This is a genomic window from Hoyosella altamirensis, assembly GCF_014191505.1.
Classification (GTDB): domain Bacteria; phylum Actinomycetota; class Actinomycetes; order Mycobacteriales; family Mycobacteriaceae; genus Hoyosella; species Hoyosella altamirensis.
Window position 1 is genome coordinate 270,132 of the sequence record NZ_JACHWS010000003.1, and the last position, 25,129, is coordinate 295,260.

The following is a 25,129-nucleotide window of genomic DNA, read 5'->3' on the forward strand; positions in this document are numbered from 1 at the left end:
AAAAACTGGCAAAAAAAACAAAAACAGACACCCAACCCCGACTAGGGATCTGAATCAGGCATCCAAACAACAGCACCAAAGGACTGCCATCAATCCCGGCACCATCAAACAAAAACCAAAACACTGTTGAGTTCTCAAACAACACACCCCAAGACCCAAACCAAACAGTCCAGACCCCCTCAGGGCACAGCCACCAATCTTAACCAGATCCTGCCCAGGGAGTCAAACCATCGATTCGAGTTGATTCGGGGGTTTGCCTTCCCGCTCAGGTGCCCGGCTCCTTTCGGAACCGGCCTTCCGGCGTCGGCGGCGTAGAGAAAGTTACACAGAGCGCGTCTGAAAAACAAATCCGCAGTTCAGACGCGCTCCCGGGCTCCGGGCCTACTCGCCGCGCCGGACACCAGCAAAGTGACGCTTCCCCTTACGGACGACTAGCCAGCGCCCATGCAACCAGTCGTCAGCAGCGGGCTCCCACGCCTCATCGCTGATCTTCTGATTGTTGATCGCGGCCCCACCTTCCCGGATGGTTCGCCGTGCCGCGCCTTTGGAGTCACAAAGTCCACTCGAAACGAGCAGATCGACCAGAGTCTGTGGTGCGCCTGGCACCAATTCGGCAACCGACGCTTCCGTAAGCGACGCGGCAAGTGTCCGCTCGTCGAGTTCCTTCAACTCGGCTCTCCCGAACAGAGCCTGGCTCGCATGCTCGACGGCACGGGTATTCGCTTCGCCGTGCACGAGGGTCGTCATCTCGCGTGCGAGTCGTTTCTGTCCCGCGCGCAAGTGCGGACTGTCTAGCGTCTGCTTCTCGAGATCTTCCAGTTCTTCCTCGCCGAGGAAGGTGAACCAGCGCAGATACCGGACGACGTCCGCGTCTGTCGTATTGACGAAGTACTGGTACCAGGCATAAGGGCTGGTCATCTCAGGATCCAGCCACAGGCTTCCGCCACCGGTGGACTTGCCGAACTTCTTTCCATCCGACGTGGTTACCAGCGGAACGGTGAAGCCGTGGACATGTTCACCGTCGAGCTTCCGCACCAAGTCGACGCCTGCGACGATATTTCCCCACTGATCAGAACCACCGACTTGCAGAACGCAGCCATGCTCGCGCCGCAGATGCACATAGTCGTTCGCCTGCAGCAACATGTATGAGAACTCCGCGTAAGAGATGCCGTCGGACTCAAGGCGGCGCTTCACCGTCTCGCGCGCAAGCATGACGTTGACGGAGAAATGCTTTCCTATATCACGCAGGAACGCGATCGCCGAGAGGCTGCCCGTCCAGCTCATGTTGTTTTCGATGATGGCCGCGTTCGATGAGGCACCGAAGTCCACGAAACGTTCAAGCTGTCCTTTGATCCGCTCCGACCACTCGGCGACGGTGGACTCGTCGTTCATCGAACGTTCCCCGACATCACGCGGATCACCGATGAGGCCCGTCGCACCACCAGCGAGAACGATAGGCCGGTGGCCAGCTTCCTGGAAGCGGCGCAACACGAGCAGCGGAATTAGATGACCGGCGTGCAAGCTGGCAGCGGTCGGATCGAAGCCCGCATACAGCGTCACCATGCCAGAGTTCAGCTTTGTGCGGAGCGAGTCGATGTCGGTGGATTGTGCGATCAAGCCGCGCCAGGTCAGTTCGTCCAGGATGTCGTGCGTCACGAGTCAGATCATCCCTTAATCACTACCCAGGTTGCCACTCGCGTCCCCATGCTCAAGCTCGCGAATGTCTCCGGTAACGCGAAACTGCGGGGTGGCCCTTTAACCAGAAACGCCATGGACGGTCCGCGTCGCGGAGAATTCCGACCCGCGGCCCGGCGAGAAATTCACCTGCGTCCCGGGAGTCCGATAGCGACACTTCGAGATTGTCGTCGAGGACGTCTACTCCCTGGTCACCGAGCGATATGCCTAACGCTTGTGCGAAATTTGCAGGTCCGGACGCTAGCGTGTCGGCCGTTCCGGTACGGCCGCGGCGAAGGGCTGCCTCGTCGGTTCCGCGCGTCAGCGCACCGGCTCTCAGCAGCACTGCGCCGGCTGAACCTGCTGGCCCGAAGGTGATGTTGATGCACAAGTGAATTCCATAAATCCGGTAGACGTAAAGGCGTCCGGCTTCACCGAACATCACGGAGTTTCGTGCTGTTCGCCCGGGATACGCGTGCGATGCTGGATCCGGCCACGGCCCCGAGGCGTCACTGCCATACGCCTCGACCTCAACTATCTTTGCTTCGCATCCCCGCACCCGAAGACGACGACCGAGAAGTTCCTGCGCCGCGTGTTCAGGAGTAGTGCTGGTCAGCACATCACGCACTTCGTCACCCTCCGCTCGCGGCCATTAGCCCGTTCTGGACATGCGGACACATCGTTTTTTGACGCATCCCGAAGCGATTAAGTTCCAGGCAATTGTTATCCACAGGGAAAACTCCGGACGGTTGAGCCGAAATGCAATGCTCTCGCCATGACCAGCTCTCCGCGACATTCTTCCAATGACCTCACCGAAATCCCCGTACTCACGGACGATGATCTGCACTCGCGCGTCGCCGCCATCGTGGGCCCTGCTGTCGTGCCGCAACTGTGGTTGTTGTTCTTCACGCCACTTGGGTACCAGCTACCGGTGGTGATTCCGGTCCAAGATCCGCCTACTGGCCTTCCCCGCGCGGAGCAGTGCACCGCGATGGTCACCGCAATGAAGGGGGCTATCTGGGAGACCGGCGAGGACGCGGCTGCGGTCTTCGTGATTGAACGCCCAGATCAGACGGTCATCACGCATCTGGATCAAATCTGGGCGCGCCGCCTGCTCGCAGCAGCGGCTACGGCTGACTTGCCGGTGCGCGGAGTGTTTATCAGCCTGAGCACCGGGGTTCGTCCTCTGCCCTTGACTCCCGGCTAGGGTGTCAGCGACCGGTTTCAGCCTGTGCACGATCGGTGAACGCCTGGTGCTCACTGTCCGACACCCCGCGCGCTTCGTCGATCAGCAGAACCGGAATGCCGTTCTCAATCGGATAAGCCCTCCGCAAGCGGGGGTTGTACAGCACCTCATCATCGATGAGCAGTAGCGGCCCGTGGTCTTGTGGACATGCAAGAACACTCAAAAGGATCGGATCCAAAGTCACGACAACTACCCTACCTTCGCACCGGTGAACTAGGTGTCCGCGATGACACGCTTGCGGGCCGCTTCGGTCAGCCGACGGTACTGGTGACTATCCGGATCGTAGTACCAGCAGTTCACGCCGGCTGCTGGTACACCTTCGGCGGCGAGTGCCCGGGTTTTGGGCCGATACCACGTCGTCAGCGGAATCTCGTCGACCACATGAACGATGTCGGGTCGCTGACCTTCCGGGAGGATCGACAAGGCATTGTTCAGGTGGCCCGGCTTGACCTCTGCCTTCGTGGATGCGCCTTCCGGCATCCATAACCGCAGCGAAAGCGCCGCGACCACCAGTGTTCGCTTTCCCGCAGGTACGCCATAAACCACTGCCAGGTCGAGGGCATCGATCTCTGCTAGCGCGTCCTCAATGGGCAGGGCGAAGACAACTCCCCGCTCTGTACGGATCACCGAGTTCCGATTGTCGACCATCCAGTAGTCACCGGAATCGTCCCGGCGGAACAGGTGATCAGTGGCGATCCATGCGTCCCCGGCCCGGAATACTCCGCGCATCTCATTTGAGCTGAGTTCCACACCCGCCCGGGGATGTGCCAGGAGGCGTCCCACGTCGCCGTCTTGGGCCTCGCGGACGAAACCACGGTCATCCTCGATGAAGCGGTCCTGCTCCACGTCATAGGCGGCGAGTCTGATGGTGGCGGACCCTGGGATGGGCCGGCCTTTCGACCCGGGCTTCGCGCCCGAAATGTTCGCCAGCACGGCCTCTCCCTCCGTGGAGGCGTAAAACTCGACGACGTTTGCTGGCGCGAATCGTTCTGTCACTCGGCGCCACAGAGCCGCTGGCATACCAGATCCCATGAAAAGCCGGATCGGATGATGCCTTTGCACTTGCAGATCTTCAGCGTTCACCAATTCTCGGAGGAGGGTCCACGTATACGAAACGACCGTCACTCCGTAGCGGTGAATCTCCTCGGCGAACTGACTCGGATCGAAAGTCCGGGTGAGCGCGATGCGTGCGCCACCGGCGACCGCCCCACCGAGTGTCATCAGCAAACCCGACGGGTGGTGCAGCGGGGTTAAGCAGTAAACCGTGTCACTCATTGTCAGCGATGCAGCGGAGGCCGTCCCGAACGCCGAGAGCGCCCACCTGTGGTTCGTGATGAACTGCGGCTCGGTGTGACCTCGTGAGCGGGTGAAAACGATGAATGCCAGGTCACTCGCGAGACCAGGGTCGGGCCGATACCAGGCCGGCAAGCTGACGGCTTCAGGGTCGATCTTCTCCATGTCAATGACATCGGTTTTGTTCGCCAACTCCAGGTCACGTTCATCGCCGCCGCCAAGGACGAACACTCGGACACCTGCCGTCATAGCGTCGGCGAGGTTCGGTGGGTCCGCCACAATTGCGGATACCTCACCGATCCGGATGGCTTCAGCTAAATCAGTTCCAGGCTGCAATAGCACGCTCACTGCACCCAGTCGAGACAACGCGGCAATAGCGGCGAGCGCGCTGGGACGGGTCTGCATGAGGACACCGACATGGCTGCCCTGTCTGACACCGACGGAGATGAACCCGCGAACCACGTTGTCGATGCGCTCGTTCACCGCGGCGTGCGTATGAACTCTGTCATCGAACAGGAACAATTCACCTAACGGATTACGTCGTCCCTGTTCATTGAGCAACAGTCCGAGCGACATTCGTGTGTGAGCCTGCATCACTCCAAGACGCGCGAGCCGCGGCAACGTCCGCATCGCCTCGCCTGTGATCTCCTTGGTCGTGCGCGCAGCACCCCTCGTTGCGTCAACAAGATCCTGGGCAACTCCAAACCCGATCTCAGCAGCTTGGCTCGCGCTGTTCACCAGCCGCTGAGCCACAGTGTATTCACCGTCGACTGGTTCTTGAGGCTCATCGGTCATCGGATTGATGATGACGGGCTCATCCCCCGCGCCTTCATGCCACTTGACCCATTCCGCCACCGTTGGCCAGGTGTGAATAGCAGCACTCGATCCGACAACCAGACCGAAATGGCCTGCGCGCAGCGTCGCTTCGTACACGTCCGCTCGCGGTGCCGCGCGGCGGATCCCGCGGACAGCTCGGGGCAGCCCAATATCGTCGGTGGTGCCGAGGAACGCGAGCACAGGGCAGGTGATCTCCGCCAGGCTGATCAAGCGGTCATCGACCACGAATCCGCCGGTCATCATCCTGTTGTGCACCACGAACTGCTTGAGAAGTTCAGCAATCGCGGGGCCGGACCACGCGACCCAGCCCTCCGCTTCAAGGAATCTGCGTTGCTTTTCACGCGGCAGCAGCGCTTCCCGATCATGCAACTGCAACAGGAAGTCCAGACGCGATTTCAGCGTCTTTACCGGATCTAGCATCTGGAAACCGGTCCGCGCCATCCAGCTCGGAACTGCGAGACGATTAAACACGTGGTCAGCCAAAAGGTCCGCACCCTTGGACGCAAGCCCCACGGGGATCCCGAGGGGAAGTGCGACTGAATCAGCCGGAGCTCCGAAGGTGATGACGCTTTTGAGGCCAACTGAACGACGGTAGGCCGCGACTTGATAGCAGAACATGCCGCCCTGCGAATACCCACCGAGATGCACGTCTTGCCCCGTGTGCTTACGGACCAGGCTTACCACGTCGCTGACACCGACGACGTGGTCAGCGAGATTGCGGGCCATCCCCCCGATTTCCCGATCTGGCGAGCCGAAGTCGACAACCCACGGGTCGAGTCCCTGCGCATGCAAAATACCTACCGCGCCCTTGTCCTGCGTCACGTCGTAGACATCGGCCGCGACCATCATTGGGGGCACCAGCACGATCGGTGGGCGGTCCTTGATGTCCTTTGTCTGCGGAAAGTACCGCCGCAGCCGGAACATGGGACGACGTTCCACGACAACATACGGCGACGCTTCTTCACCAGTGTCAAGACCGCCGAACCGGATTACTTCCAGTCCGTTCTGTGCGGTAGCAAGTACCCGGTGCAGCGGTGACGTCATCGTGCGCACTGTGAACTGCACTCGGGACCTCCGTCATGTTCGCCGGCATACTTCAACACCGGGCAGCCAACTAACCCGAATCTTCGCACATCACCCAGCGCGAACGCAGCCAGGTGAGTGAGACATTACTGACAGCACGCCCTCAGGGAAAAACCGGCTTCGCCCATTCACGCAGCGCCTCTACCTCCGCGCGCACACCTGTGAGCTGCTCGGACACGCGATCGCCAGCTGTTCCGCCACGTGCGCTGCGCGATGCGATCGATCCCTGGACAGTAAGGACCTCACGCACCTGCGGAGTCAGATTGGGGTCGATGGCCGCGAATTCCTCATCAGTCAGCTCTTCGAGCGCAGCGCCTCGAGACTCTGCAGCTCGAACGCATGCACCTGCGGCCTCATGGGCGATGCGGAATGCCACGCCCTGGCGAACCAGCCATTCGGCGATGTCCGTGGCCAGCGTGTATCCGGCAGGTGCCAGTTCGGCCATTCGCTCTTCATGAAATTCCAGCGTCGAAATCAGACCGATGATCGCGGGAAGAAGCATCTCCAGTTGCGCGACAGAGTCGAACACCGGTTCTTTGTCTTCCTGCAGGTCCCGGTTGTAGGCCAGTGGCTGCGCTTTGAGCGTAGCTAGCAGGCCGGTGAGGTTTCCGATGAGTCGGCCCGACTTACCACGCGTGAGTTCTGACACGTCGGGGTTCTTTTTCTGAGGCATGATCGAGCTGCCCGTGGACCATTCATCCGCGAGGGTCGCGTAACTGAACTCGGGCGTAGTCCAAATGATGATCTCTTCAGCCATCCGTGATAAGTCGACACCGATCATGGCGAGCACGAACGCTGCCTCAGCCGCGAAGTCTCGCGACGATGTGGCATCTATAGAGTTCTCGGCCGCGGAATTGAACCCCAGGTCTGCAGCAATGGCGTCGGGGTCAAGCCCCAGGGACGAACCGGCAAGCGCGCCCGACCCATAAGGAGATACTGCTGCTCGCTTGTCGAAGTCCTGCAGACGCTGAACATCACGCAACAGCGGATGCGCGTGCGCAAGCAGATGGTGAGCGAGGAGCACTGGTTGCGCGGCCTGTAAGTGGGTCTTGCCAGGCATCACCGCCGCCGGGTGCGCCGCCGCCTGACCGGCGAGCGCGTCGACCACGTCCAGCAGACCCGCCGCGATCCGCCGTGCCGCGTCCCGCAGCCACATTCGGAAGAGTGTCGCCACCTGGTCGTTTCGGGACCGGCCTGCGCGTAGTCGCCCGCCGACCTCGGGGCCCGCGCGTTCGATCAAACCGCGCTCCAGAGCGCCGTGAACGTCTTCGTCCGATTCCGCCGGACCGAAGGCACCGCTGGCAACATCCGCGGCGAGGCGTTCGAGCCCGTCAGTCATCGTCGCGAAGTCGTCATCACTGAGCAGTCCAGCCCTGTGCAGTACCTTCGCATGCGCCTTGGACGCCCGCACGTCGTAAGGAGCAAGTGCCCAGTCGAAATGCGTCGACTTACTCAGCGCCGCCATGGCGGCGGCGGGTCCCGATGCGAACCGTCCGCCCCACAGTGCGCCTTCGTTCGTGCCGTGTTGATCAGTCACGGGCGACCCTCACAGGCCCAGATCGCGCTTAGCGGCAACCTTGGAGGACAGCCCGTGAATCTGCACGAAGCCCTTTGCCAGGGACTGGTCGAATGTGTCGCCCTCGTCGTAGGTAGCGAGGTTGAAGTCATACAGTGACTCGTTGCTCCGGCGGCCGTTGACGACCGCACTTCCCGCGTGCAGCACGATACGGATGTCACCGCTCACGCGCTCCTGCGTGTTCTGCAGGAAAGAATCCAGCGCATACTTCAGTGGCGAGAACCACAGGCCGTCATATACAAGCTCGCCCCAGCGCTGCTCAACCTGACGTTTGAAGCGTGCGAGCTCGCGCTCAGTAGTCACGGCTTCGAGTTCCTGGTGCGCGGTGATGAGCACCATGGCACCTGGTGCTTCGTACACTTCACGGCTCTTGATCCCCACCAAACGATCTTCAACCATGTCGAGGCGGCCTACTCCGTGGCGTCCGGCGCGCTGATTCAGCTCGATGATCGCCTCGAGGACCGTGACGGCCCGGCCGTCGATTGCTACCGGCACACCTTTGTCAAAGGTAATGACGAGCTCATCAGGCGCTTGCCAATGCGCCGTAGGGTCTTCCGTGTAGTCGTAGACGTCTTTGGTGGGAGCGTTCCACAGATCCTCAAGGAAGCCGGTCTCCACCGCGCGTCCCCACACGTTCTGGTCGATGGAGAACGGTGACTTCTTGGACACCGTGATCGGGATTTTGTTTTCCTCAGCGAAAGCGATCGCCTTCTCACGAGTCCATGCGTAGTCGCGCACAGGAGCAATAACGTTCAGGTCGGGAGCCAGCGCACCGATGCCCACCTCGAAACGAACCTGGTCGTTTCCCTTGCCGGTGCAGCCGTGCGCCACCGTTGTGCCATTGTGGTCCCGTGCAGCCTGCACCAGGTGCTTGACGATGAGCGGGCGTGAAATCGCGGACACCAGCGGGTACCGGTCCATGTATAGAGCATTCGCCTGGATGGTCGGCAGGCAGTACTCGTTGGCGAATTCGTCGCGCGCGTCAACACAAATCGATTCGACGGCGCCGCAGTCGAGCGCGCGCTGTCGCACGACCTCCATATCCTCACCACCCTGCCCAAGATCGATGGCGAGCGCGACGACTTCGGCGCCGGTCTCCTTCGCGATCCAGCTGATGGCGACGGAGGTGTCCAGACCGCCTGAATAGGCGAGGATCACGCGTTCTGCCATGGTGTCCCAACTCCTTAAGTCGTGGCTTGTTAATGCTCGTTACTACTTGTCGTTACGCCAGATCTTCGAGCATGGCAGCGACGTCAGCTCCCATGTTTGGTTCGCGCGCAATGACGACAATCGTGTCATCTCCGGCTATCGTGCCCGCGATTTCCGGCAACGCCGCCTTGTCTATCGCGCTAGCGACAAATTGTGCCGCACCGGGCGGAGTTCTCAATACTGCCAAGTTGGCGCTGGGCTCCGCCGACACCAGAAGATCACTCAGGACTCGTGACAGTCGATCGGTTCCTCCGGTGATTCCACGCACCGGACTGCCATCTTCTGGTACGACGTAAACGCCGGTTCCGCCATCTGCGGCACGTAGCTTCACTGCGCCCAGTTCCTCGAGGTCCCGGGACAGTGTCGCTTGTTTGACGTCAATGCCCTCGTCTGCGAGCAGCCGGGCAAGTTCGGTCTGACTGCGCACCTGCCGCTGTGCCAGTAGCTCAACGATCCGCGCCTGCCGTCCGGCACGACTCGTGGCTAGTGACCTGCCCGGCTCCGTCACTGGTGCTCCAGCAGCCAAGTCAGCAGCGCTTTTTGTGCATGCAGCCGATTCTCGGCCTCGTCCCAGACCACGCTGTGCTTGCCATCCATGACCTCGTCGGTGATCTCCTCACCTCGGTGTGCGGGCAGGCAGTGCAGCACGATCACTGTTGGACTGGCATGCGCCAGCAAGTCAGAATTCACCTGGTACGGCAGAAACGGCGCGATACGGTCGAGGCCATCAGCTTCTTGCCCCATTGATGTCCAGGTATCGGTGACAACAACATCCGCACCGCGGACCGCGTCCACCGGATCGGTCACGACGCGGACGGACGCATCCGTTTCGGTGGCGCGCTCACGTGCCGCCGAAACGATTTCGGGGTCGGGTGTGAAGCCATCCGGTGCAGCGACATTCACATGGATTCCGGCCGTGACTCCCCCGAGCATCAGCGAATGCGCCATGTTGTTCGCGCCGTCACCAAGGTAAGCCAGCTTCAGGCCCGCCAGCTTCCCCTTGTGCTCCGCGATTGTCTGCAGATCCGCAAGGACCTGGCAGGGATGAAACTCGTCAGAGAGCGCATTCACGATGGCGGCTGTTGAGGTTTCCGCCATGGCTTCTAGCCGTTCCTGACCGAACGTCCGCCACACAATCGCATCGACATAGCGAGAAAGCACACGGCCGGTGTCCTGGAGAGTCTCGTCGCGCCCCAGTTGAGTGGAACGGGATTCGACAACCACTGCGTGGCCACCGAGCTGTGCGACACCCAGTTCAAAGGAAAAACGCGTGCGCGTCGAGTTCTTGTCGAAAATCACGGCCACACCCCGCGGCCCCTCGAGCGGCCGGTGTGAAAACGGGGCCTTCTTCATGTCAGCGGCAAGGGCAAGCACCTCGGCCTGTTCGGCAGGTGTCAGGTCATCATCCCGCAGAAAGTGGCGGGTCATTGCTGTCCTTCCTCGCGAGCTGCGTCAAGAATGGCGGGCATAGCACTGATGAACGTGCGTACCTGCTCTTCGGTGATGACGAGCGGTGGGGCAAGACGCAACACCGTCGGCTGGGCAGCGTTGAGCAGGAACCCCGCGTTGCGCGCTGCGGTCTCTGCTGCGTGCGCCACTGGTTCGGTCAGTACCACTCCGAGCAGCAGACCCGCGCCGCGCACATGATCGATCAGGGGGTCGCCCAAGCCTTCGATCTCCGCGCAAAGCAGTTTACCGAGCCCATCCGCGTGGCTAAGGAGGTCCTCTTCCTCGATTGCGCGAAGCACGGCAAGCGCAGCTGCTGCGCAGACCGGATTCCCGCCGAACGTGGACCCGTGCGAACCTGGGCTCATGAGGCTGGCCGCCGCGCCCGTTGCGATGCACGCTCCGATGGGAAGTCCGCCGCCAAGTCCCTTCGCGAGGGTGATGACGTCAGGGACTATGCCGCTGGCCTGGTGTGCATAGAACCAGCCCGTGCGCCCAATACCGGTCTGAACCTCATCCAGGATGAGGAGAGCCCCGTGTTCCTCGGTAACTCTTCTGGCTGCCACAAGGTAGCCCTCCGGAGGAACGACGACGCCAGCCTCACCCATCATTGGTTCAAGGAAAACCGCTGCGGTCTCATCATCGACCGCAGCTCTGAGCGCTGCCTCATCACCGTACGGGACGTGGACCACCCCGGGAACTAGCGGTTCGAACGGCATTCGCTTCGATGGCTGTCCGGTCAGCGAAAGTGCGCCCATCGTGCGGCCGTGGAACGCGTTCTCCGCGGCGACGATCTTTGTTCGGCCCGTGCGTCGCGCGATTTTGAAGGCCGCTTCATTAGCTTCAGCTCCGGAGTTACCGAAGAAAACGCGGCCTTCAGCACCGAGTCGGGCGACGAGTTGTTCTGCCAACTCGACGACAGGAGTGCTGACATACAAGTTCGATACGTGCCCTAGCGTTGCCAGCTGAGCTGTCACGGCGGCATGTACTCCCTGATGTGCGTGGCCGAGAATGTTGACCGCGATGCCACCGAGCAAGTCGAGGTAGTCCTTGCCCTCGGCGTCGGTCACTACCGCGCCGTTTCCGCGCACCAGCGCTACCCGCGGTACGCCGTAGGTGTCCATGATCGACTCGGACCAGCGCCGTTGCAGAGCGCTGGTGTTGGATTGCGTCATGCTCCCACCAGGTCCTCAGACGCCCGTATTCCGTCACCGAGAGTCACCATCGTGCCAATACCCTTTTCGGTAAAGATTTCGAGGAGGACCGAATGCGGCACGCGGCCATCGATAACGTGTGCGGACGGAACGCCCCCGCGGACAGCACGCAGACACGCTTCCATTTTGGGGATCATCCCGCTAGCAAGGTTCGGGAGCAGTTGGGTTAGCGCGCCGCTGTCGATCTCGCTGACAAGCGAGTCTTCATCAGGCCAGTTGGTGTAGAGGCCCTCGACGTCGGTGAGGACGATGAGCTTCTCAGCGCCAATCTCCTCGGCGAGGGCGGCAGCAGCGGTGTCAGCGTTGATGTTGTGCACGACCCCATTACGGTCCGGGGCGATCGTTGATACCACCGGGATCCGTCCTGTCGACACCAGATCGAGCACCGCCTCCGGGCTGACGGACGACACGTCACCCACGAGACCGATATCGACAGGTTTTCCATCGATCATCGCCGATCGCTTCTGAGCTGTGAAAAGGTGCGCATCTTCCCCGGAAATACCAACCGCGTACGGCCCGTAGCTGTTGATCAAACCGACGAGTTCGCGTCCAACCTGACCGAAGAGCACCATGCGGACGATCTCCATGACGTCTGGGGTGGTGACGCGGAAACCCCCACGGAACTGGCCCTCCATGCCGAGCCGCTCCAGCATCGCGGTGATTTGTGGACCACCCCCATGGACCACGATGGGGTGAATCCCGCAGGTTCTCAAGAACACCATGTCCGCTGCGAAGGCACGTTTGAGGGTGTCATCAACCATGGCGTTGCCGCCGTACTTCACGACGATTGTTTTGCCGTGAAATTTCTGCAGCCACGGCAATGCCTCGGCGAGGACATGTGCTTTATCCAGTGCTGTGAGGTCATCACGGACACCACCGTGCGCGGTCTGGGTGTCGGCTGATTGGTCTGCTTCGTAATTCACGTTCAGGTCACCGCCTCAGATCCGTCACGCCGGTCATGACGAATACGCCGAGTTCTCTTCTACGTACGCGTGAGACAAATCCGTTGTCCGGATGGTTGCCTCAGCGGCACCGATGCCGAGTTCCACGCGCACTGTGATGTCCATTCCGCTGAGATCGACATTCCGGGCACCAGGCACCCCGACACCGTTCTTACACACAGGTTCTCCGTTGAAGAACACACTTATTCGATCGGGGTCAAGGGCTATCGGGGCGATCCCGATCGCGGCGAGTACGCGCCCCCAGTTCGGGTCCGAACCGAAGAGCGCTGTCTTGACGAGGCTATCCCGCGCTACGGCTCGCGCTCCGGTCAGCGCCTCGCTTTCGCTCGACGCACCGGCGACGGTGATGTGCACTCGTTTCGTGACGCCTTCAGCGTCGCCCATAAGCTGGTCAGCGAGATCGTCGCACACAGCGGACACTGCTTCCGTGAGTTCTGCCTCGCTCGGGGCTACCCCGCTGGCACCCGACGCGAGGAGAAGCACCGTGTCGTTCGTGGATGTAGCTCCGTCCACGTCGAGCCGGTCAAAGCTGTATTTTGTGGCGTGGCGGAGTGCCGTGTCGAGTTGCTCGCTCGTAGCTACGGCATCAGTGGTCACGACGCACAGCATCGTGGCCAGGGCTGGCGCGAGCATCCCAGCACCTTTAGCCGTTCCGCCTACGGACCAGCCACCCTGATGATGCACCACCGCTTCCTTGGACACCGTGTCAGTGGTCATGATGGCGCTGGCGGCGTCGGTTCCCGCCTCGGTGGAGGTACTCAGCTGCTGGACAGCCGTGCGGACGCCGGCGAGTACTGCGGGCATCGGCAACAGGTCACCGATGAGTCCCGTCGAGCACACCGCAACGTCGACCGCGCCGGTTTCAGTTCCCGACTCCGTAAGCGCCGCAGCCACTTCCTCGGCAGTGTGGTGTGTGTCAGCAAATCCCTGCGGCCCCGTGCACGCATTCGCGCCACCCGAGTTCAGCACTACCGCACGAAGCTTCCCGGTGGTCAGAACCTGCTGCGACCACAAGACTGGAGCGGCCTTGACCTTGTTGGTGGTGAACACGCCAGCAGCCTCGCGGCCCGGGCCGGTGTTGACGATTACCGCAAGGTCGCGGGCACCAGACTTCTTGATTCCGGCAGCGATACCCGCGGCAGCGAATCCTTTTGGACCAGTGACACCTTCGTCACGCCGCACCGCAGCGGAGAGTGCCGTAAGGGAGGAAATGTGCGGAGGGTTGAGCCCCTCAGGTCCTGTCATGGAGCTACTCCCACCGTTGACAGCCCGGCTGTTTCCGGCAGGCCGAGCGCGATATTCATCGACTGTACGGCCCCGCCTGCGGTGCCTTTTGTGAGGTTGTCAATCGCAGATACGACAACGAGTGTCCCAGCAGCACTGTCCACGTGAACACTGAGGTGTACCGCGTTCGAGCCGAGTACCGCACTAGTCTGCGGCAACCGCCCCGGCGGAAGAAGGTGCACGAACGGCTCGTCCGCGTAGGCCTTTTCGTAGACTGCTCGCGCCTCGGTGTCGTCAACGGTCGTGGGCGCAACGCACGTAGCAAGGATTCCGCGAGCCATCGGCGCGAGCACCGGGGTGAACGACACACTGACGTCTTCCACGGTAAGTGATTGCAGGTTTTGTCTGATCTCCGGCGTGTGCCGGTGGACGCCACCCACGCCGTAGGCACGCACGGAGCCCATCACCTCGGAGCCAAGCAGATCTGTACGCAGGGATCGTCCGGCTCCGGATGCGCCCGTCACCGCCACGATGGTCACCGCGGGCGTTACGATGCCCGAAGCAATTGCGGGCGCCAATGCAAGCGACGTTGCGGTTGGATAGCAGCCGGGCACCGCGATGCGCGTCGCACCTTGCAGCGATTCCCGCGCGCCCGGAAGTTCGGGCAGTCCGTACGGCCACGCGCCAGCATGGGGCGAACCATAAAAACTCTCCCAGTCCTGGGCATTTCTCAGGCGAAAATCCGCACCACAGTCAATGATGACGATCGACTCCGGGAGCTCCGCGGCGAGCGCCGCCGAATGACCGTGCGGCAGACCGAGAAAAATCACATCATGGCCGGCAAGAGTTGCGGCCGAGGTGTCTTCGAGGACCCTCTCAGCGAGTGGCAGCAGATGGGGATGGTGCTCCCCGAGCGTCGATCCGGCATTCCCGCCAGCGGTCAGCGCGCCAATCTCGAGCCTGCCGTCGGCATATGCCGGATGTCCGAGAAGCAACCGGAGGACCTCTCCACCCGCGTATCCACTCGCGCCTGCGACAGCAATCCTTATAGCCATGTGATGATTATGCACTCCCATGAAAATTTATTCAACCTGTCTGGCTACTTCTGCATAAGCCCACGAATCTGATTGAGCCGCTCGCGAGCCATCCTCGCCCGCGCTTCCCACTGTTGTTCCAGCGACCGCTCCTCGGCTTCGGAAACCGTCGTCTCCGACGCACCTATTGCCACCGCGAATCGAGCCGCAATCTTGTCACGCACACTGCTGAATGTGGGGACGCCATCCTTCGTCCATCCAGGTTCAAGCCCAGACTCCCCACGCGCTGCCGGATCCTCCAGCGGAGGCACTTCACCTACCGGACCATCGGTGACATCACGGGGCGACACCACGCCACCAGCCACCGAGATGCTCGCACTCCCAAGCTCTCCTGCGTCTTGCGGCACCGGCGCCGCCATCGCAGACAACTGCGCTACTTGATGCAGCGCTCTCAGATGGGACCGGTCAACGGTTACTTCAGAAACGAGCTCACACAACTCGTGGTCCGGCAATTTCTGTAGCGCAGCAAGCAGTTCGCCAAACGTGGCGGCTGAACGGGCATCGCCTTCTTTCCCAGCCCCAGTACCTACGGCAGGATCGGTAGTCGCCATATCCCCAGCCCTCCTTCGGAAGTGTGGTTCAAGGATACGTCCGAAGGAATTCCGAGCCGCGCACACCCGCGCCGGCGAGATCAGTGCCGGAGTTCTGCCTGGAACCGCTCGTGCGCCACCGCAACGGCGGAATCGCGCGCCGCTGTTGCCTCATCTTCAGTCAGCGTCCGGTCGGGCGCCCGGAAACGCAGGGAAAAGGCGAGCGATTTACGTCCTTCTCCGATCTGCGCGCCCGCGAACACATCAAAAAGCCTGATCTCGTCAAGCAACTCCCCCGCGCCATCCGCGAGCGCCGATTCGACAGCCGCTGCAGGGACAGTTTCGTCGACAACGACGGCCACATCCTGGTGCACGGCGGGGAATACGGATAGCTGTGGGGCGGGCAAGTTCTCCCGCACCGGAAGACTGTCGAGTTCCATCTCGACAGCGCAGGTACGCGGAGGCAGTCCCACCGCTTCTAGCACTGCGGGATGCAACTCACCGGCATGGCCGACCACGGCCCCGTCGACGATGAGCTCAGCGCAACGGCCCGGATGCCACGGCAGGTACTGGGCCGCCCCGCGCTCAAGCGCAACACCCGCAGCGTCAGCGATCAGCTCCGCAACGGCGAACGCGTCCGCGGCGGCCACCGGACGTCCCTTGCCCCAGGGGCCCGCGGGTTCACGCAGACCCGTCAGCACGACGCCGACCCGAACTGGCTGGTCAGGCAGCGACGCGAAAAGCCGTGCGATCTCCTGGCCGGAAGGCCGCCGGTCCACCGCAAGCATCTCCACCGGCACAGTGTCGGTTCCAGGCAGTGACACCTGACCGATCGCGAAGATCGAAAGATCACGCTGGCCTCTCGACACATTCCGTGCGGCAACATCACATAGACCAGGCAGTAGCGTCGTTGCGAGCGCGGCCCGATCACTATCGAGCGGGTTAAGTACCTTCAGCGTCAACCGGCGCGGATCGTCCGCGTCGAGGGACCACTGGTCGAACACCGCATCGGATATGAACGGCGAAGGCTGCACCTCGACATACCCGGAATAGGCAAGCGCGCGGCTCACCGCGCGCCGGCGGCGCTGCAACGGGGTCAGTCCACGACCTGCAGGCGCGGCCGGCAGTACGGAAGGAATGACATCGAGTCCCTCGAGTCGCAGCACTTCCTCGACGAGATCTGCCGGCTGATTCAGATCTGGACGCCAGCTCGGCGGCGTGACGAGCAGCTCAGTTGCTCCGTCCGCACCAGTGTCCTCGAGAACCGTGGCACCAATCTGCTCGAGACGGAACTGTGCCGCACCCGCGCGGTACCCCACTCCCGCGACTCGATCGGGGAGATCAGGCTTCATACGGATCGTGGGCCGTTCCGGGACAAAGCCGATGTCGGTCAGCACCGGTTCAACTGTTCCCCCGGTAATCTCGGCGAGCAGCGACGCGGCACGGTCGAGCGCGGCAACAGCGAGTGCCGGATCGACTGAACGCTCAAAGCGCCGACTCGCCTCGCTGGAAAGCTTGTGCCGGCGTGACGTACGGAATACAGCAAGCGGGTCCCAGCAAGCCGCCTCGAGGAGCACCTCCGTGGTTTCCCCGGATACCTCAGTACTTGCGCCGCCCATCACACCCGCGAGTGAGACTGGCCCGCTGTCGTCGGCGATCACCACGTCTTCACCGTCGAGCTCTCGCACCACATCGTCGAGAGTGAGGAGCTTCTCCCCCGCTTGCGCACGCCGCACGACGAGGTCTCCCCGTAACCTTTCCACGTCGAATGCGTGCATCGGCTGCCCGAGTTCGAGCAGTACATAGTTGGTGACGTCGACCGCCGGTGAAATCGGGCGCACTCCCGACAGCATGAGTCTCCGTTGCAGCCACCACGGGGTTACAGCCTGGGTGTCGACCCCAGTAACGCGGCGCAGCGCGAAGCGGGTGGCGCCCGACTCTGGATCGACGGTAACCCCCCACGCTTCTTCCTCTGTGCCGTGTACTGACACTTGTGCGGGGTCAGCGAATGAAAGGCCAAAGCCGCAGCACAGCTCACGGGTAAGACCGCGTACGGATAGGCAGTATCCACGGTCGGGTGTCACGGCCAGCTCGATGACATGATCGTCGAGGCCCACCACCGCGTGCGCGTCCGCACCCGGGATCGCTGTTCCTGGTGAGAGAACCAGGATGCCCGCGTGGTCCCGGCCAATGCCAAGTTCGCGCGCAGAACAGATCATGCCGTCAGAAACGCGACCATAGGTCTCCCGCGATGCGATCCGGAAGTCCCCTGGAAGCATTGCCCCCGGGAGCGCTACCACGACCAGATCCTCGGGTACGAAGTTCTGCGCGCCGCACACGATCCCGCGCGGTTCTGCTTCGCCCACGTCCACGGTGCAGAACCGAATGGGTTTCTTGAACCCGTCGAGCTGCTCGATGGTGACGACTCGGCCGACAACCACGGGACCCGAGACTGGGCCAAGCGCCGTGACCTCTTCAACCTCGAGTCCCACACCGACGAAGCCGGCATCGAACTCCTCGGTCGTGATCTGCCATCCCGGGTTCGCACGCTGGATGACCTCAGTCAGCCAGGACTGCGCTACTCGCACGTGAACTCGCTTCCCCTGTCCGAAGACAACTCTTTAACCCTGCACACCGAACGGCAACGTGAACCGGATGTCACCTTCAACGATGTCTCGCATATCTGGGATGCCGTTGCGGAACTGCAGTGTCCGCTCGAGCCCCATACCGAACGCGAACCCGGAGTACACGTCGGGATCAATGCCATTGGCGCGCAACACGTTCGGGTGCACCATTCCGCAGCCACCCCATTCAACCCAGCCCGGGCCGCCCTTCTTTCGCTCGAACCAGACATCAACTTCCGCCGAGGGTTCCGTGAACGGGAAGTAGTTCGCGCGCATGCGGGTGATCGCGGCCGGCCCGAACAAAGCACGCGCAAGTGCGTCCAGCGTGCCCTTCAGGTTTGCCATCGTCAGACCCTTGTCCACCGCGAGGCCTTCCACCTGCGAGAAGACCGGTGTGTGGGTAGCGTCGAGTTCGTCAGTGCGGAAAGTACGGCCAGGGCAGACGACGTAGATCGGCACTTCCCGGGTCAGCATGCTTCGAACCTGGACGGGCGACGTGTGTGTGCGTAAGACCTGGCGGGATCCCTCAGGTGCGATGTGAAAAGTGTCCTGCATCGTGCGCGCGGGGTGGTCGGGCAAGAAATTCAGCGCATCGAAGTTCGCATGTTCAGTCTCGACCTCAGGGCCTTCCGCCACCTCCCACCCCATTGCGATGAACACGTCGCAGATCTGCTCAGAGATTATGGTGATCGGGTGCCGTGCACCCCGGGGAGCCCGATCCGCTGGCAGCGTGACGTCAATGGTCTCCGCCACTAATACCGCAGCGTCACGCTCAGCGTGAAGAATCTCGGAACGCGCGTCGAAAGCCCGCTGGACACGAGACCTGTACACATTGACTCGCTTGCCCGCGTCCGCACGCTCCGCCTTGGGCAGTGTCCCCAGTGCGCGCCGCGCCAGTGCAATAGGAGCACGGTCACCAAGGTGCTGCGTCTTCGCGTGGGCGAGGTCATCCAGCGATCCCGTCGCGGCGAACGCCTCCTCCGCAGCCGTCGCGGCAGCTTCGAGCGCTTCCTCGCTGAGCATCTGCGCGTCGCCGGCAGACCTACCCGAATCTGGGGCCTGCTGAGCTGCGTTCTCTGACACGATCCGCTTCACTCCTCACTTGTGTGCTGTGCCGATGTTATGCGAGACACCGCGGTTCACGGCAATCGGTGTCCAGGTTGTCCATCGGCGCGAAGCTCGAATATCCTTGCGCTCTCGTAGAGACACAGCGCTGCGGCCGTTGCGAGATTCAGGCTTTCCGCTTTACCGAAGATGGGAATGCTCACTTTAACGTCGGCCAGGGCAAGTGCCGTGGCACCCAGTCCGTGCGCCTCGTTCCCAAAGATCCACGCCACACGGCCTGCCTGCACCGGGGAGGTTTCGCGCTGAGCGAGTCGCGTCAGCGATTCCTCTCCTTCGGCGGTCGTCGCGAGCAGCGTGCAGCCGTGGTCCCGTAGTTGCCGAAGCACAGCGCTCGTGTCGCGCTCGCGGACCACCGGGAGGTGAAAGAAACTTCCCGCCGACGCCCGGATTGCCTTGCCATTACACGGGTCGACCGCATCGCCCACAAGAATCACCCCATGCGCCCCGGCCGCGTCCGCCACGCGAATGATAGCCCCAGCGTTGCCCGGGTCGTTGACGTCAACCAGAACTGCGACGAACGCTTCAGCGGGCAGTGTGTCGAGGAGGGAGGCCAGCGAGTGCGCGGGCTGATGACAGACGGCAACAATTCCCTGCGGCGTCACAGTCTCCGAAAGCGCTTGGGCCACGCGATCAGAGACCTGCCACACCGGCACTGCGGCCCGTCGCGCATCCGAGATGACTTTCTCGTGCTTGACCAGCCCTTCCGCACTGCTGAACAGTTCGATGGCGAGGCCGTTCTCCAGAGCGCCGACGACGGCGTTCGAACCTTCAGCGAGGAACTTTGCGGTCTTTCTGCGCTCGCCGGCTCGCACCAGCTTCAAAGCCGACACGACCCGTGGATTCCGGTCAGAAATCGTATCCACGGGTCGTGTCTCTGCAGTTTCGCTGTCGCGGACGGTCAGGCCGCGTCCTCAGCAGGTGCGTTCACATCTGCCGGAAGCGCATCTTTCGCAACACTGACGAGAGCTGCGAAGGCGTCTGGATCCGAAACCGCGATCTCGGCAAGGTTCTTGCGGTCGACCTCCACACCGGCTGCCTTCAGACCCTGAATCAGACGGTTGTAAGTGATGTCGTTAGCACGAGCTGCCGCATTGATACGGGTGATCCACAGCTTGCGGAAGTCACCCTTGCGGGCACGACGATCCCGGTAGGAATACGTCATTGAATGGAGCATCTGCTCCTTCGCCTTGCGGTAGAGGCGCGACCGCTGCCCGCGGTAGCCCTTCGCACCCTCAAGGATTGTCCGGCGCTTCTTCTGAGCGTTTACCGCTCTTTTCACGCGTGCCACTAGCTTGTCCTGTCAGTTCTCGGGGGTCTACTTCGACCCGTGTGGTCCGGAGTGCTTGTCTCAGAGTCCGAGCATGCGCTTGACGCGCGGTGCATCGTTATCGCTGACCGTGGTCGTGCCCTCGAGGCGGCGAGTCCGATGGCTCGACTTGTGCTCCAAAAGGTGCCGGCGGTTGGCACGCTGGCGCAGCAGTTTGCCGCCACCAGAAACCTTGAAGCGCTTCGACGCGCCGCTGTGGGTCTTGTTCTTCGGCATGAGATTCAGTGTCCTCGGTTCGTTGTGGTTGTTGCGCAGAAGCGGTCAGCGCAGTTCTATGCTGACCTGCGCTAACGCCCCGCACGGGGGTAGGCATTGAGAGGATCAGCCGGCTTGGGCCGAGTCTTCCGCCTGCTCCTCCTGCTGCTCGGGACGGGCGGCACGCCCGGCTCCTTGCTGCGCTTTTGTACGTGTCTTTTGTCCGCGGTGGGGGGCTAGGACCATAGTCATGTTCCGGCCGTCCTGACGCGCAGATGTCTCGACAAATCCCAGGTCGGCGACATCCGCCGCGAGGCGCTGGAGCAACCTGAAGCCCAGCTCCGGCCGCGACTGCTCACGGCCGCGGAACATGATGGTGACCTTCACCTTGTTGCCCGCATCGAGGAAGCGCACTACGTTTCGCTTCTTCGTCTCGTAATCGTGGTCGTCGATTTTCGGGCGCAGCTTCTGTTCCTTGATGACCGTCTGCTGCTGGTTCCGGCGAGATTCACGAGCCTTCTGCGCCGCCTCATACTTGAACTTGCCGTAGTCCATGATCTTGCAGACCGGCGGACGAGCATCAGGGGCAACCTCGACGAGATCCATGTCTGCATCGAGAGCAAGGCGCAGTGCATCTTCAATCCGCACGATTCCCACCTGCTCGCCGTTCGGGCCGACCAGCCGGACTTCGGGAACTCGGATGCGGTCATTGATGCGGGTCTCAGTGCTGATGGGGCCTCCTCAGTTAGCGGTGCGTCTGTAGTCAGCGAACCCCTGCCCCAACAAAGAAAGCCCCTGAGCCGGTATCAAGTACCGACAGGGGCCCATTGCCGACCGGTCGCTGCCAGGGCACCGTACAGTGCCCTGAAACCCCACACTTTCAGGGGACCCGGAAATCCGGGCGGACCGGACCGTTGACACTTCGCGTGCAACGGTGGGAGCTGGGCTCCACTTGATGCCCCCGAAGTCAACGGAGGCGGTCGCGTATGACAGGGTACCACCTATGGCGGACGAAACCTACGCGACGAACGACGCGCCCAGCAGTGCCCACGACCCGCAGATGGTCCAGGGAGAAATCGAGGGCGAACTTCCCGTCCGTGAGCTCGCGGAAATCCCGGCGATAGAGGTGATCTCCCGGGCATCTGTCATGCTCCTGAGTTCGGGAGCGGAGAAGCTTGGACTGTCCTCATCTGAGCCCCAGAACAGCCCGCATTTCGATCTCGACGAAGCCCGCCGCATTATCACCGCGCTCGCAGGCCTTATCACCGCTTCAGCGGAGTATTTGGGCCCGCATGCGGGACCGCTCCGCGACGGACTGCAGGCCCTGCAGCGCGCCTTCCGGGAAAGCTCCGCTTACCCGGACGTGCCGGGACAAGGCCCGGGCGAAAAATACACCGGCCCCGTGCACTAGGCCGGCTTCGAGGGGCCTTCCCGCTAGGCAACGGGCGCGGTGACCCGTCCCCGGCGCTTTCCGCCCCGCGCTCCATTGCCGCTGCCGCCGCCCTCGGGCCCAGTTCCGCTAGTGCGGCCCGCGGCTGGTACGGACTGAGTTACGGAAGGTCCCCCCTCATGTCCGTTCACCCCAGCCTGCCGCTGGCCGCCGAGCAGTTCGGCAAGGAATCCGCCCGTATAGCTTCCCTCCATCGCCGCGACATCTTCGGGTGTCCCTTGCGCGACGACAATGCCGCCGCCCGAGCCACCCTCGGGGCCCATATCGATGATCCAGTCAGCGGTTTTGATCACGTCGAGATTGTGCTCGATGACGATAACCGTGTTGCCCTTGTCGACAAGGCCATTGATGACCTTGAGAAGCTTGCGGATGTCCTCGAAGTGCAGGCCAGTCGTCGGCTCATCAAGAATGTAGATCGTGCGGCCCGTCGAACGCTTCTGAAGTTCAGCAGCTAACTTGACGCGCTGCGCCTCACCGCCCGAGAGAGTGGGGGCCGACTGGCCCAGCCGTACGTAGCCCAGTCCGACTTCGACGAGCGTTTTCAGGTACCGGTGGATCGACGTCACTGGTTCGAAAAAGTCCGCAGCTTCCTCGATAGACATGTCGAGAACTTCAGCAATGTTTTTCCCCTTGTAGTGCACCTCGAGAGTCTCGCGGTTGTAGCGCGCACCGTGGCACACCTCGCAGGGGACGTACACATCCGGCAGGAAGTTCATCTCAATCTTTATTGTGCCGTCGCCTGTGCACGCCTCGCAGCGCCCGCCCTTGACGTTGAAGCTGAACCTGCCGGGCTGGTAACCACGCACTTTCGCCTCCGTGGTCGCGGCGAATAGCGTTCGAATCTTGTCGAATACACCCGTGTACGTGGCCGGGTTGGATCGCGGAGTGCGCCCGATCGGAGACTGGTCGACCTGGACCAATTTGTCCAGATTGTCAACGCCCTTGATGCGGGTATGACGGCCCGGAACATGCCGTGCGCCGTTGAGCTTGTTCGCCAGCGTTTTCGCGAGAATCTCATTGACCAGCGTCGACTTACCTGAGCCAGAGACCCCTGTGATGGCGAGGAGAGCGCCGAGTGGGAAGTCAACCTCGATGTCGCGCAAATTATGTTCCCGCGCCCCCACGACGGTGAGCTTACGTTTGCGGTCGATCGGCCTTCGCACCATCGGCGTCTCTATCTGCAGGCGGCCCGCAAGGTATGCCCCAGTCAGCGAGTTGGAATTCTCAAGCAACTCGGCGAAGGTGCCACTGTGGACCACCTCGCCACCATGTTCGCCCGCCCGCGGCCCGATGTCGACAATCCAGTCCGATGTTCGGATCGTGTCCTCGTCATGTTCCACGACGATGAGGGTGTTACCAAGATCGCGGAGACGTGTCAGGGTATCGATCAGCCTCCGGTTGTCCCGCTGGTGCAGACCGATGGACGGCTCGTCCAGTACATAGAGCACTCCTACTAGACCCGACCCGATCTGAGTAGCGAGACGGATTCGCTGCGCTTCGCCGCCGGACAAAGTTCCCGCGGCACGGTCTAGCGACAAGTAGTCCAGTCCGACGTCGAGAAGGAAGCCGAGTCGTGCCTGTACTTCCCGCAGCACTCGGCCCGCGATGGCAGCTTCACGCGCTCCAAGCTCAAGGCTGTTCAAGTATTGCGCGCATTCCGAGATCGACAGCTCGCACACTTCCGCGATAGACCTGGCTTGTCCATCACCGCCTGGGATGCGGACCGACAGGATCTCAGGGCGCAGTCGAGCGCCATTACATGCGGGGCACGGGGTATCCCGCATGAACCCCTCGTAGCGGTCTTTCATCTGGTCGGACTCGGTCTGATCGAGGCGCCGCTGGAGAAACGGCATCACACCTTCGAATTCGGCATAGTAGGAACGTGTCCGGCCATAACGGTTCGTATAGCGCACATGGACCTGGTGTTCCGAACCTTCGAGAACCGCCTTCTTCGCCTTTGCGGGCAGACGCCGCCATGGGGTGTCGAGGGTGAATCCCATAGCGTCCCCGAGCCCCTTGAGCAGGCGTGTGAAGTACTCCGCCGACTGCCCCGACGACCAGGGTGCAATGGCGCCATCGGCCAGGGAAAGCTCAGGGTCTGGCACGACCAGGTCTGGGTCCACTTCTTTGCGGATGCCCAGACCGTGACACTCAGGACAGGCACCATAGGGCGAGTTGAAAGAGAAGGACCGGGGCTCGAGATCATCTATCGCAAGGGCGTGGCCATTCGGGCAGGCGAGGCGCTCTGAGAATCGGCGCTGACGATCGGAAGCAGATTCATCGCGATCGACGAAATCGAGGACCACTATGCCGTCCGCGAGGCGCAGGGCCGTCTCCACGGAATCGGTCAAGCGCTGCTTCGCGCTGTCTTTGACGACGAGTCGGTCAACAACAACTTCGATGTCATGCTTTTCTTGCTTCTTCAGTGTCGGCGGATCAGTAAGCGGATACACCGTGCCGTCGACGCGCACGCGGGCGAACCCTTCGGAGCTGAGTTGCGAAAACAGCTCGACGAATTCGCCTTTTCGCGTTCGTACCACTGGTGCGAGCACCTGGAATCGTGTACCCGACTCCATCTCCAGCACCTGATCAACGATCTGTTGCGGAGTTTGCCGGGCGATCTTCTCCCCGCATGCAGGGCAGTACGGTGTGCCCGCACGAGCATAAAGAAGCCGCAGATAGTCGTACACTTCCGTGATCGTTCCCACTGTGGAGCGCGGATTACGGTTCGTCGACTTCTGGTCGATCGAGACAGCTGGAGAGAGACCTTCGATGAAATCGACGTCCGGCTTGTCCATCTGGCCGAGAAACTGGCGGGCGTACGCCGAAAGTGACTCAACGTAGCGACGCTGCCCTTCGGCGAAGATCGTGTCGAAGGCGAGACTCGACTTCCCTGACCCTGACAGGCCCGTGAAGACAATCAGGCTATCCCGCGGCAAATCGAGGTCAATCCCCCGCAGATTGTGCTCGCGCGCACCACGCACGACTAGCCGATCCGCCACTTCAACCCCTCTTGTCCG

The 25,129-nt window shown here is 61.9% G+C and carries 22 protein-coding genes; 2 read left to right on the top strand and 20 right to left on the bottom strand.

Translation table 11 applies throughout. From position 1 onward, the window contains the following. Positions 1–381 precede the first annotated feature (381 nt). Positions 382–1,656, bottom strand: a complete 1,275-nt coding sequence (tyrS, locus tag FHU29_RS15365; protein WP_064441549.1) for a tyrosine--tRNA ligase — start codon at positions 1,654–1,656, stop codon at positions 382–384. Between the two features lie 52 nt (positions 1,657–1,708). Beyond that, entirely contained in the window at positions 1,709–2,302 is a 594-nt protein-coding gene (locus FHU29_RS15370; RefSeq protein WP_064441548.1) for a DNA-3-methyladenine glycosylase, read from the bottom strand. Positions 2,303–2,449: 147 nt separating this feature from the next. On the opposite strand from FHU29_RS15370, the gene FHU29_RS15375 reads away from it, so the two are divergent. Next, positions 2,450–2,881 (top strand): hypothetical protein, encoded by a 432-nt coding sequence (locus tag FHU29_RS15375; RefSeq protein WP_064441547.1) that lies wholly within the window; start codon positions 2,450–2,452, stop codon positions 2,879–2,881. Between the two features lie 4 nt (positions 2,882–2,885). On the opposite strand, the gene FHU29_RS15380 is transcribed toward FHU29_RS15375, so the two are convergent. The 17 genes from FHU29_RS15380 to infC all read right to left on the bottom strand — a co-directional run bounded on the left by FHU29_RS15380 (position 2,886) and on the right by infC (position 21,391). Next, positions 2,886–3,104: a Trm112 family protein gene (locus FHU29_RS15380; RefSeq protein ID WP_064441546.1), complete on the bottom strand. Its 219-nt coding sequence runs from the start codon at positions 3,102–3,104 to the stop codon at positions 2,886–2,888. Positions 3,105–3,133: 29 nt separating this feature from the next. Then, a complete protein-coding gene (locus tag FHU29_RS15385) occupies positions 3,134–6,115 on the bottom strand; it encodes an AMP-binding protein (RefSeq protein WP_074390906.1) in 2,982 nt (993 codons plus the stop codon). Positions 6,116–6,236: 121 nt separating this feature from the next. Continuing rightward, entirely contained in the window at positions 6,237–7,670 is a 1,434-nt protein-coding gene (argH, locus tag FHU29_RS15390) for an argininosuccinate lyase (protein ID WP_064441545.1), read from the bottom strand. A 9-nt stretch (positions 7,671–7,679) separates the two neighbouring features. After that, the gene (locus tag FHU29_RS15395; RefSeq protein ID WP_064441544.1) at positions 7,680–8,879 is read right to left on the bottom strand and encodes an argininosuccinate synthase; all 1,200 of its coding nucleotides are present in this window, start codon (positions 8,877–8,879) and stop codon (positions 7,680–7,682) included. Between the two features lie 52 nt (positions 8,880–8,931). Continuing rightward, positions 8,932–9,444 carry an arginine repressor gene (locus FHU29_RS15400; protein ID WP_049793688.1) on the bottom strand — a complete coding sequence of 171 codons (513 nt, stop codon included), beginning with the start codon at positions 9,442–9,444 and terminating at the stop codon, positions 8,932–8,934. After that, the gene (gene argF / locus FHU29_RS15405; RefSeq protein WP_064441543.1) at positions 9,423–10,346 is read right to left on the bottom strand and encodes an ornithine carbamoyltransferase; all 924 of its coding nucleotides are present in this window, start codon (positions 10,344–10,346) and stop codon (positions 9,423–9,425) included. Before argF ends, FHU29_RS15400 begins: the two co-directional genes overlap by 22 nt. Then, on the bottom strand, positions 10,343–11,539 hold the full coding sequence (locus tag FHU29_RS15410; protein ID WP_064441542.1) for an acetylornithine transaminase: 1,197 nt from the start codon (positions 11,537–11,539) through the stop codon (positions 10,343–10,345). Before FHU29_RS15410 ends, argF begins: the two co-directional genes overlap by 4 nt. Then, positions 11,536–12,429 (bottom strand): acetylglutamate kinase, encoded by an 894-nt coding sequence (gene argB / locus FHU29_RS15415; protein ID WP_041451658.1) that lies wholly within the window; start codon positions 12,427–12,429, stop codon positions 11,536–11,538. The genes FHU29_RS15410 and argB overlap by 4 nt, the downstream gene beginning before the upstream one ends. 105 nt (positions 12,430–12,534) lie before the next feature. Then, positions 12,535–13,785 carry a bifunctional glutamate N-acetyltransferase/amino-acid acetyltransferase ArgJ gene (gene argJ / locus FHU29_RS15420; protein WP_221195070.1) on the bottom strand — a complete coding sequence of 417 codons (1,251 nt, stop codon included), beginning with the start codon at positions 13,783–13,785 and terminating at the stop codon, positions 12,535–12,537. Continuing rightward, positions 13,782–14,819 (bottom strand): N-acetyl-gamma-glutamyl-phosphate reductase, encoded by a 1,038-nt coding sequence (gene argC, locus FHU29_RS15425; protein WP_157095299.1) that lies wholly within the window; start codon positions 14,817–14,819, stop codon positions 13,782–13,784. Before argC ends, argJ begins: the two co-directional genes overlap by 4 nt. Before the next feature lie 44 nt (positions 14,820–14,863). Next, the gene (locus FHU29_RS15430; protein WP_083962448.1) at positions 14,864–15,409 is read right to left on the bottom strand and encodes a hypothetical protein; all 546 of its coding nucleotides are present in this window, start codon (positions 15,407–15,409) and stop codon (positions 14,864–14,866) included. A gap of 80 nt (positions 15,410–15,489) precedes the next feature. Further along, positions 15,490–17,976, bottom strand: a complete 2,487-nt coding sequence (gene pheT, locus FHU29_RS15435) for a phenylalanine--tRNA ligase subunit beta (protein WP_064441540.1) — start codon at positions 17,974–17,976, stop codon at positions 15,490–15,492. A gap of 33 nt (positions 17,977–18,009) precedes the next feature. After that, on the bottom strand, positions 18,010–19,035 hold the full coding sequence (gene pheS, locus FHU29_RS15440; protein ID WP_064441574.1) for a phenylalanine--tRNA ligase subunit alpha: 1,026 nt from the start codon (positions 19,033–19,035) through the stop codon (positions 18,010–18,012). Positions 19,036–19,151: 116 nt separating this feature from the next. Beyond that, complete coding sequence (locus FHU29_RS15445; RefSeq protein ID WP_064441539.1) at positions 19,152–20,000, bottom strand: TrmH family RNA methyltransferase; 849 nt, start codon at positions 19,998–20,000, stop codon at positions 19,152–19,154. 35 nt (positions 20,001–20,035) lie between these two features. Continuing rightward, positions 20,036–20,425, bottom strand: a complete 390-nt coding sequence (gene rplT / locus FHU29_RS15450) for a 50S ribosomal protein L20 (protein WP_013806302.1) — start codon at positions 20,423–20,425, stop codon at positions 20,036–20,038. A 60-nt stretch (positions 20,426–20,485) separates the two neighbouring features. Beyond that, positions 20,486–20,680 (bottom strand): 50S ribosomal protein L35, encoded by a 195-nt coding sequence (gene rpmI, locus FHU29_RS15455; protein WP_074390905.1) that lies wholly within the window; start codon positions 20,678–20,680, stop codon positions 20,486–20,488. A 105-nt stretch (positions 20,681–20,785) separates the two neighbouring features. Further along, a complete protein-coding gene (gene infC, locus FHU29_RS15460) occupies positions 20,786–21,391 on the bottom strand; it encodes a translation initiation factor IF-3 (protein ID WP_074390904.1) in 606 nt (201 codons plus the stop codon). 328 nt (positions 21,392–21,719) lie between these two features. Here infC and FHU29_RS15465 point away from each other — a divergent pair, with 328 nt between their 5' ends. Beyond that, positions 21,720–22,070 carry a DUF1844 domain-containing protein gene (locus FHU29_RS15465; protein WP_064441572.1) on the top strand — a complete coding sequence of 117 codons (351 nt, stop codon included), beginning with the start codon at positions 21,720–21,722 and terminating at the stop codon, positions 22,068–22,070. Positions 22,071–22,093: 23 nt separating this feature from the next. Here the strand turns inward: FHU29_RS15465 and uvrA are convergent, their stop codons facing one another. Continuing rightward, the gene (gene uvrA, locus FHU29_RS15470) at positions 22,094–25,111 is read right to left on the bottom strand and encodes an excinuclease ABC subunit UvrA (protein WP_064441537.1); all 3,018 of its coding nucleotides are present in this window, start codon (positions 25,109–25,111) and stop codon (positions 22,094–22,096) included. Positions 25,112–25,129 lie beyond the last annotated feature (18 nt).

Coding starts and splice junctions, on each gene's coding strand:
- FHU29_RS15375 (WP_064441547.1), top strand. CDS start 2,450: ATGACCAGCTCTCCGCGACATTCTTCCAATGACCTCACCGAAATCCCC.
- FHU29_RS15395 (WP_064441544.1), bottom strand. CDS start 8,879: ATGGCAGAACGCGTGATCCTCGCCTATTCAGGCGGTCTGGACACCTCC.
- argF (WP_064441543.1), bottom strand. CDS start 10,346: ATGACCCGCCACTTTCTGCGGGATGATGACCTGACACCTGCCGAACAG.
- FHU29_RS15410 (WP_064441542.1), bottom strand. CDS start 11,539: ATGACGCAATCCAACACCAGCGCTCTGCAACGGCGCTGGTCCGAGTCG.
- argJ (WP_221195070.1), bottom strand. CDS start 13,785: ATGACAGGACCTGAGGGGCTCAACCCTCCGCACATTTCCTCCCTTACG.
- argC (WP_157095299.1), bottom strand. CDS start 14,819: ATGGCTATAAGGATTGCTGTCGCAGGCGCGAGTGGATACGCGGGTGGA.
- FHU29_RS15430 (WP_083962448.1), bottom strand. CDS start 15,409: ATGGCGACTACCGATCCTGCCGTAGGTACTGGGGCTGGGAAAGAAGGC.
- pheS (WP_064441574.1), bottom strand. CDS start 19,035: ATGCTCAGCGAGGAAGCGCTCGAAGCTGCCGCGACGGCTGCGGAGGAG.
- rpmI (WP_074390905.1), bottom strand. CDS start 20,680: ATGCCGAAGAACAAGACCCACAGCGGCGCGTCGAAGCGCTTCAAGGTT.
- FHU29_RS15465 (WP_064441572.1), top strand. CDS start 21,720: ATGGTCCAGGGAGAAATCGAGGGCGAACTTCCCGTCCGTGAGCTCGCG.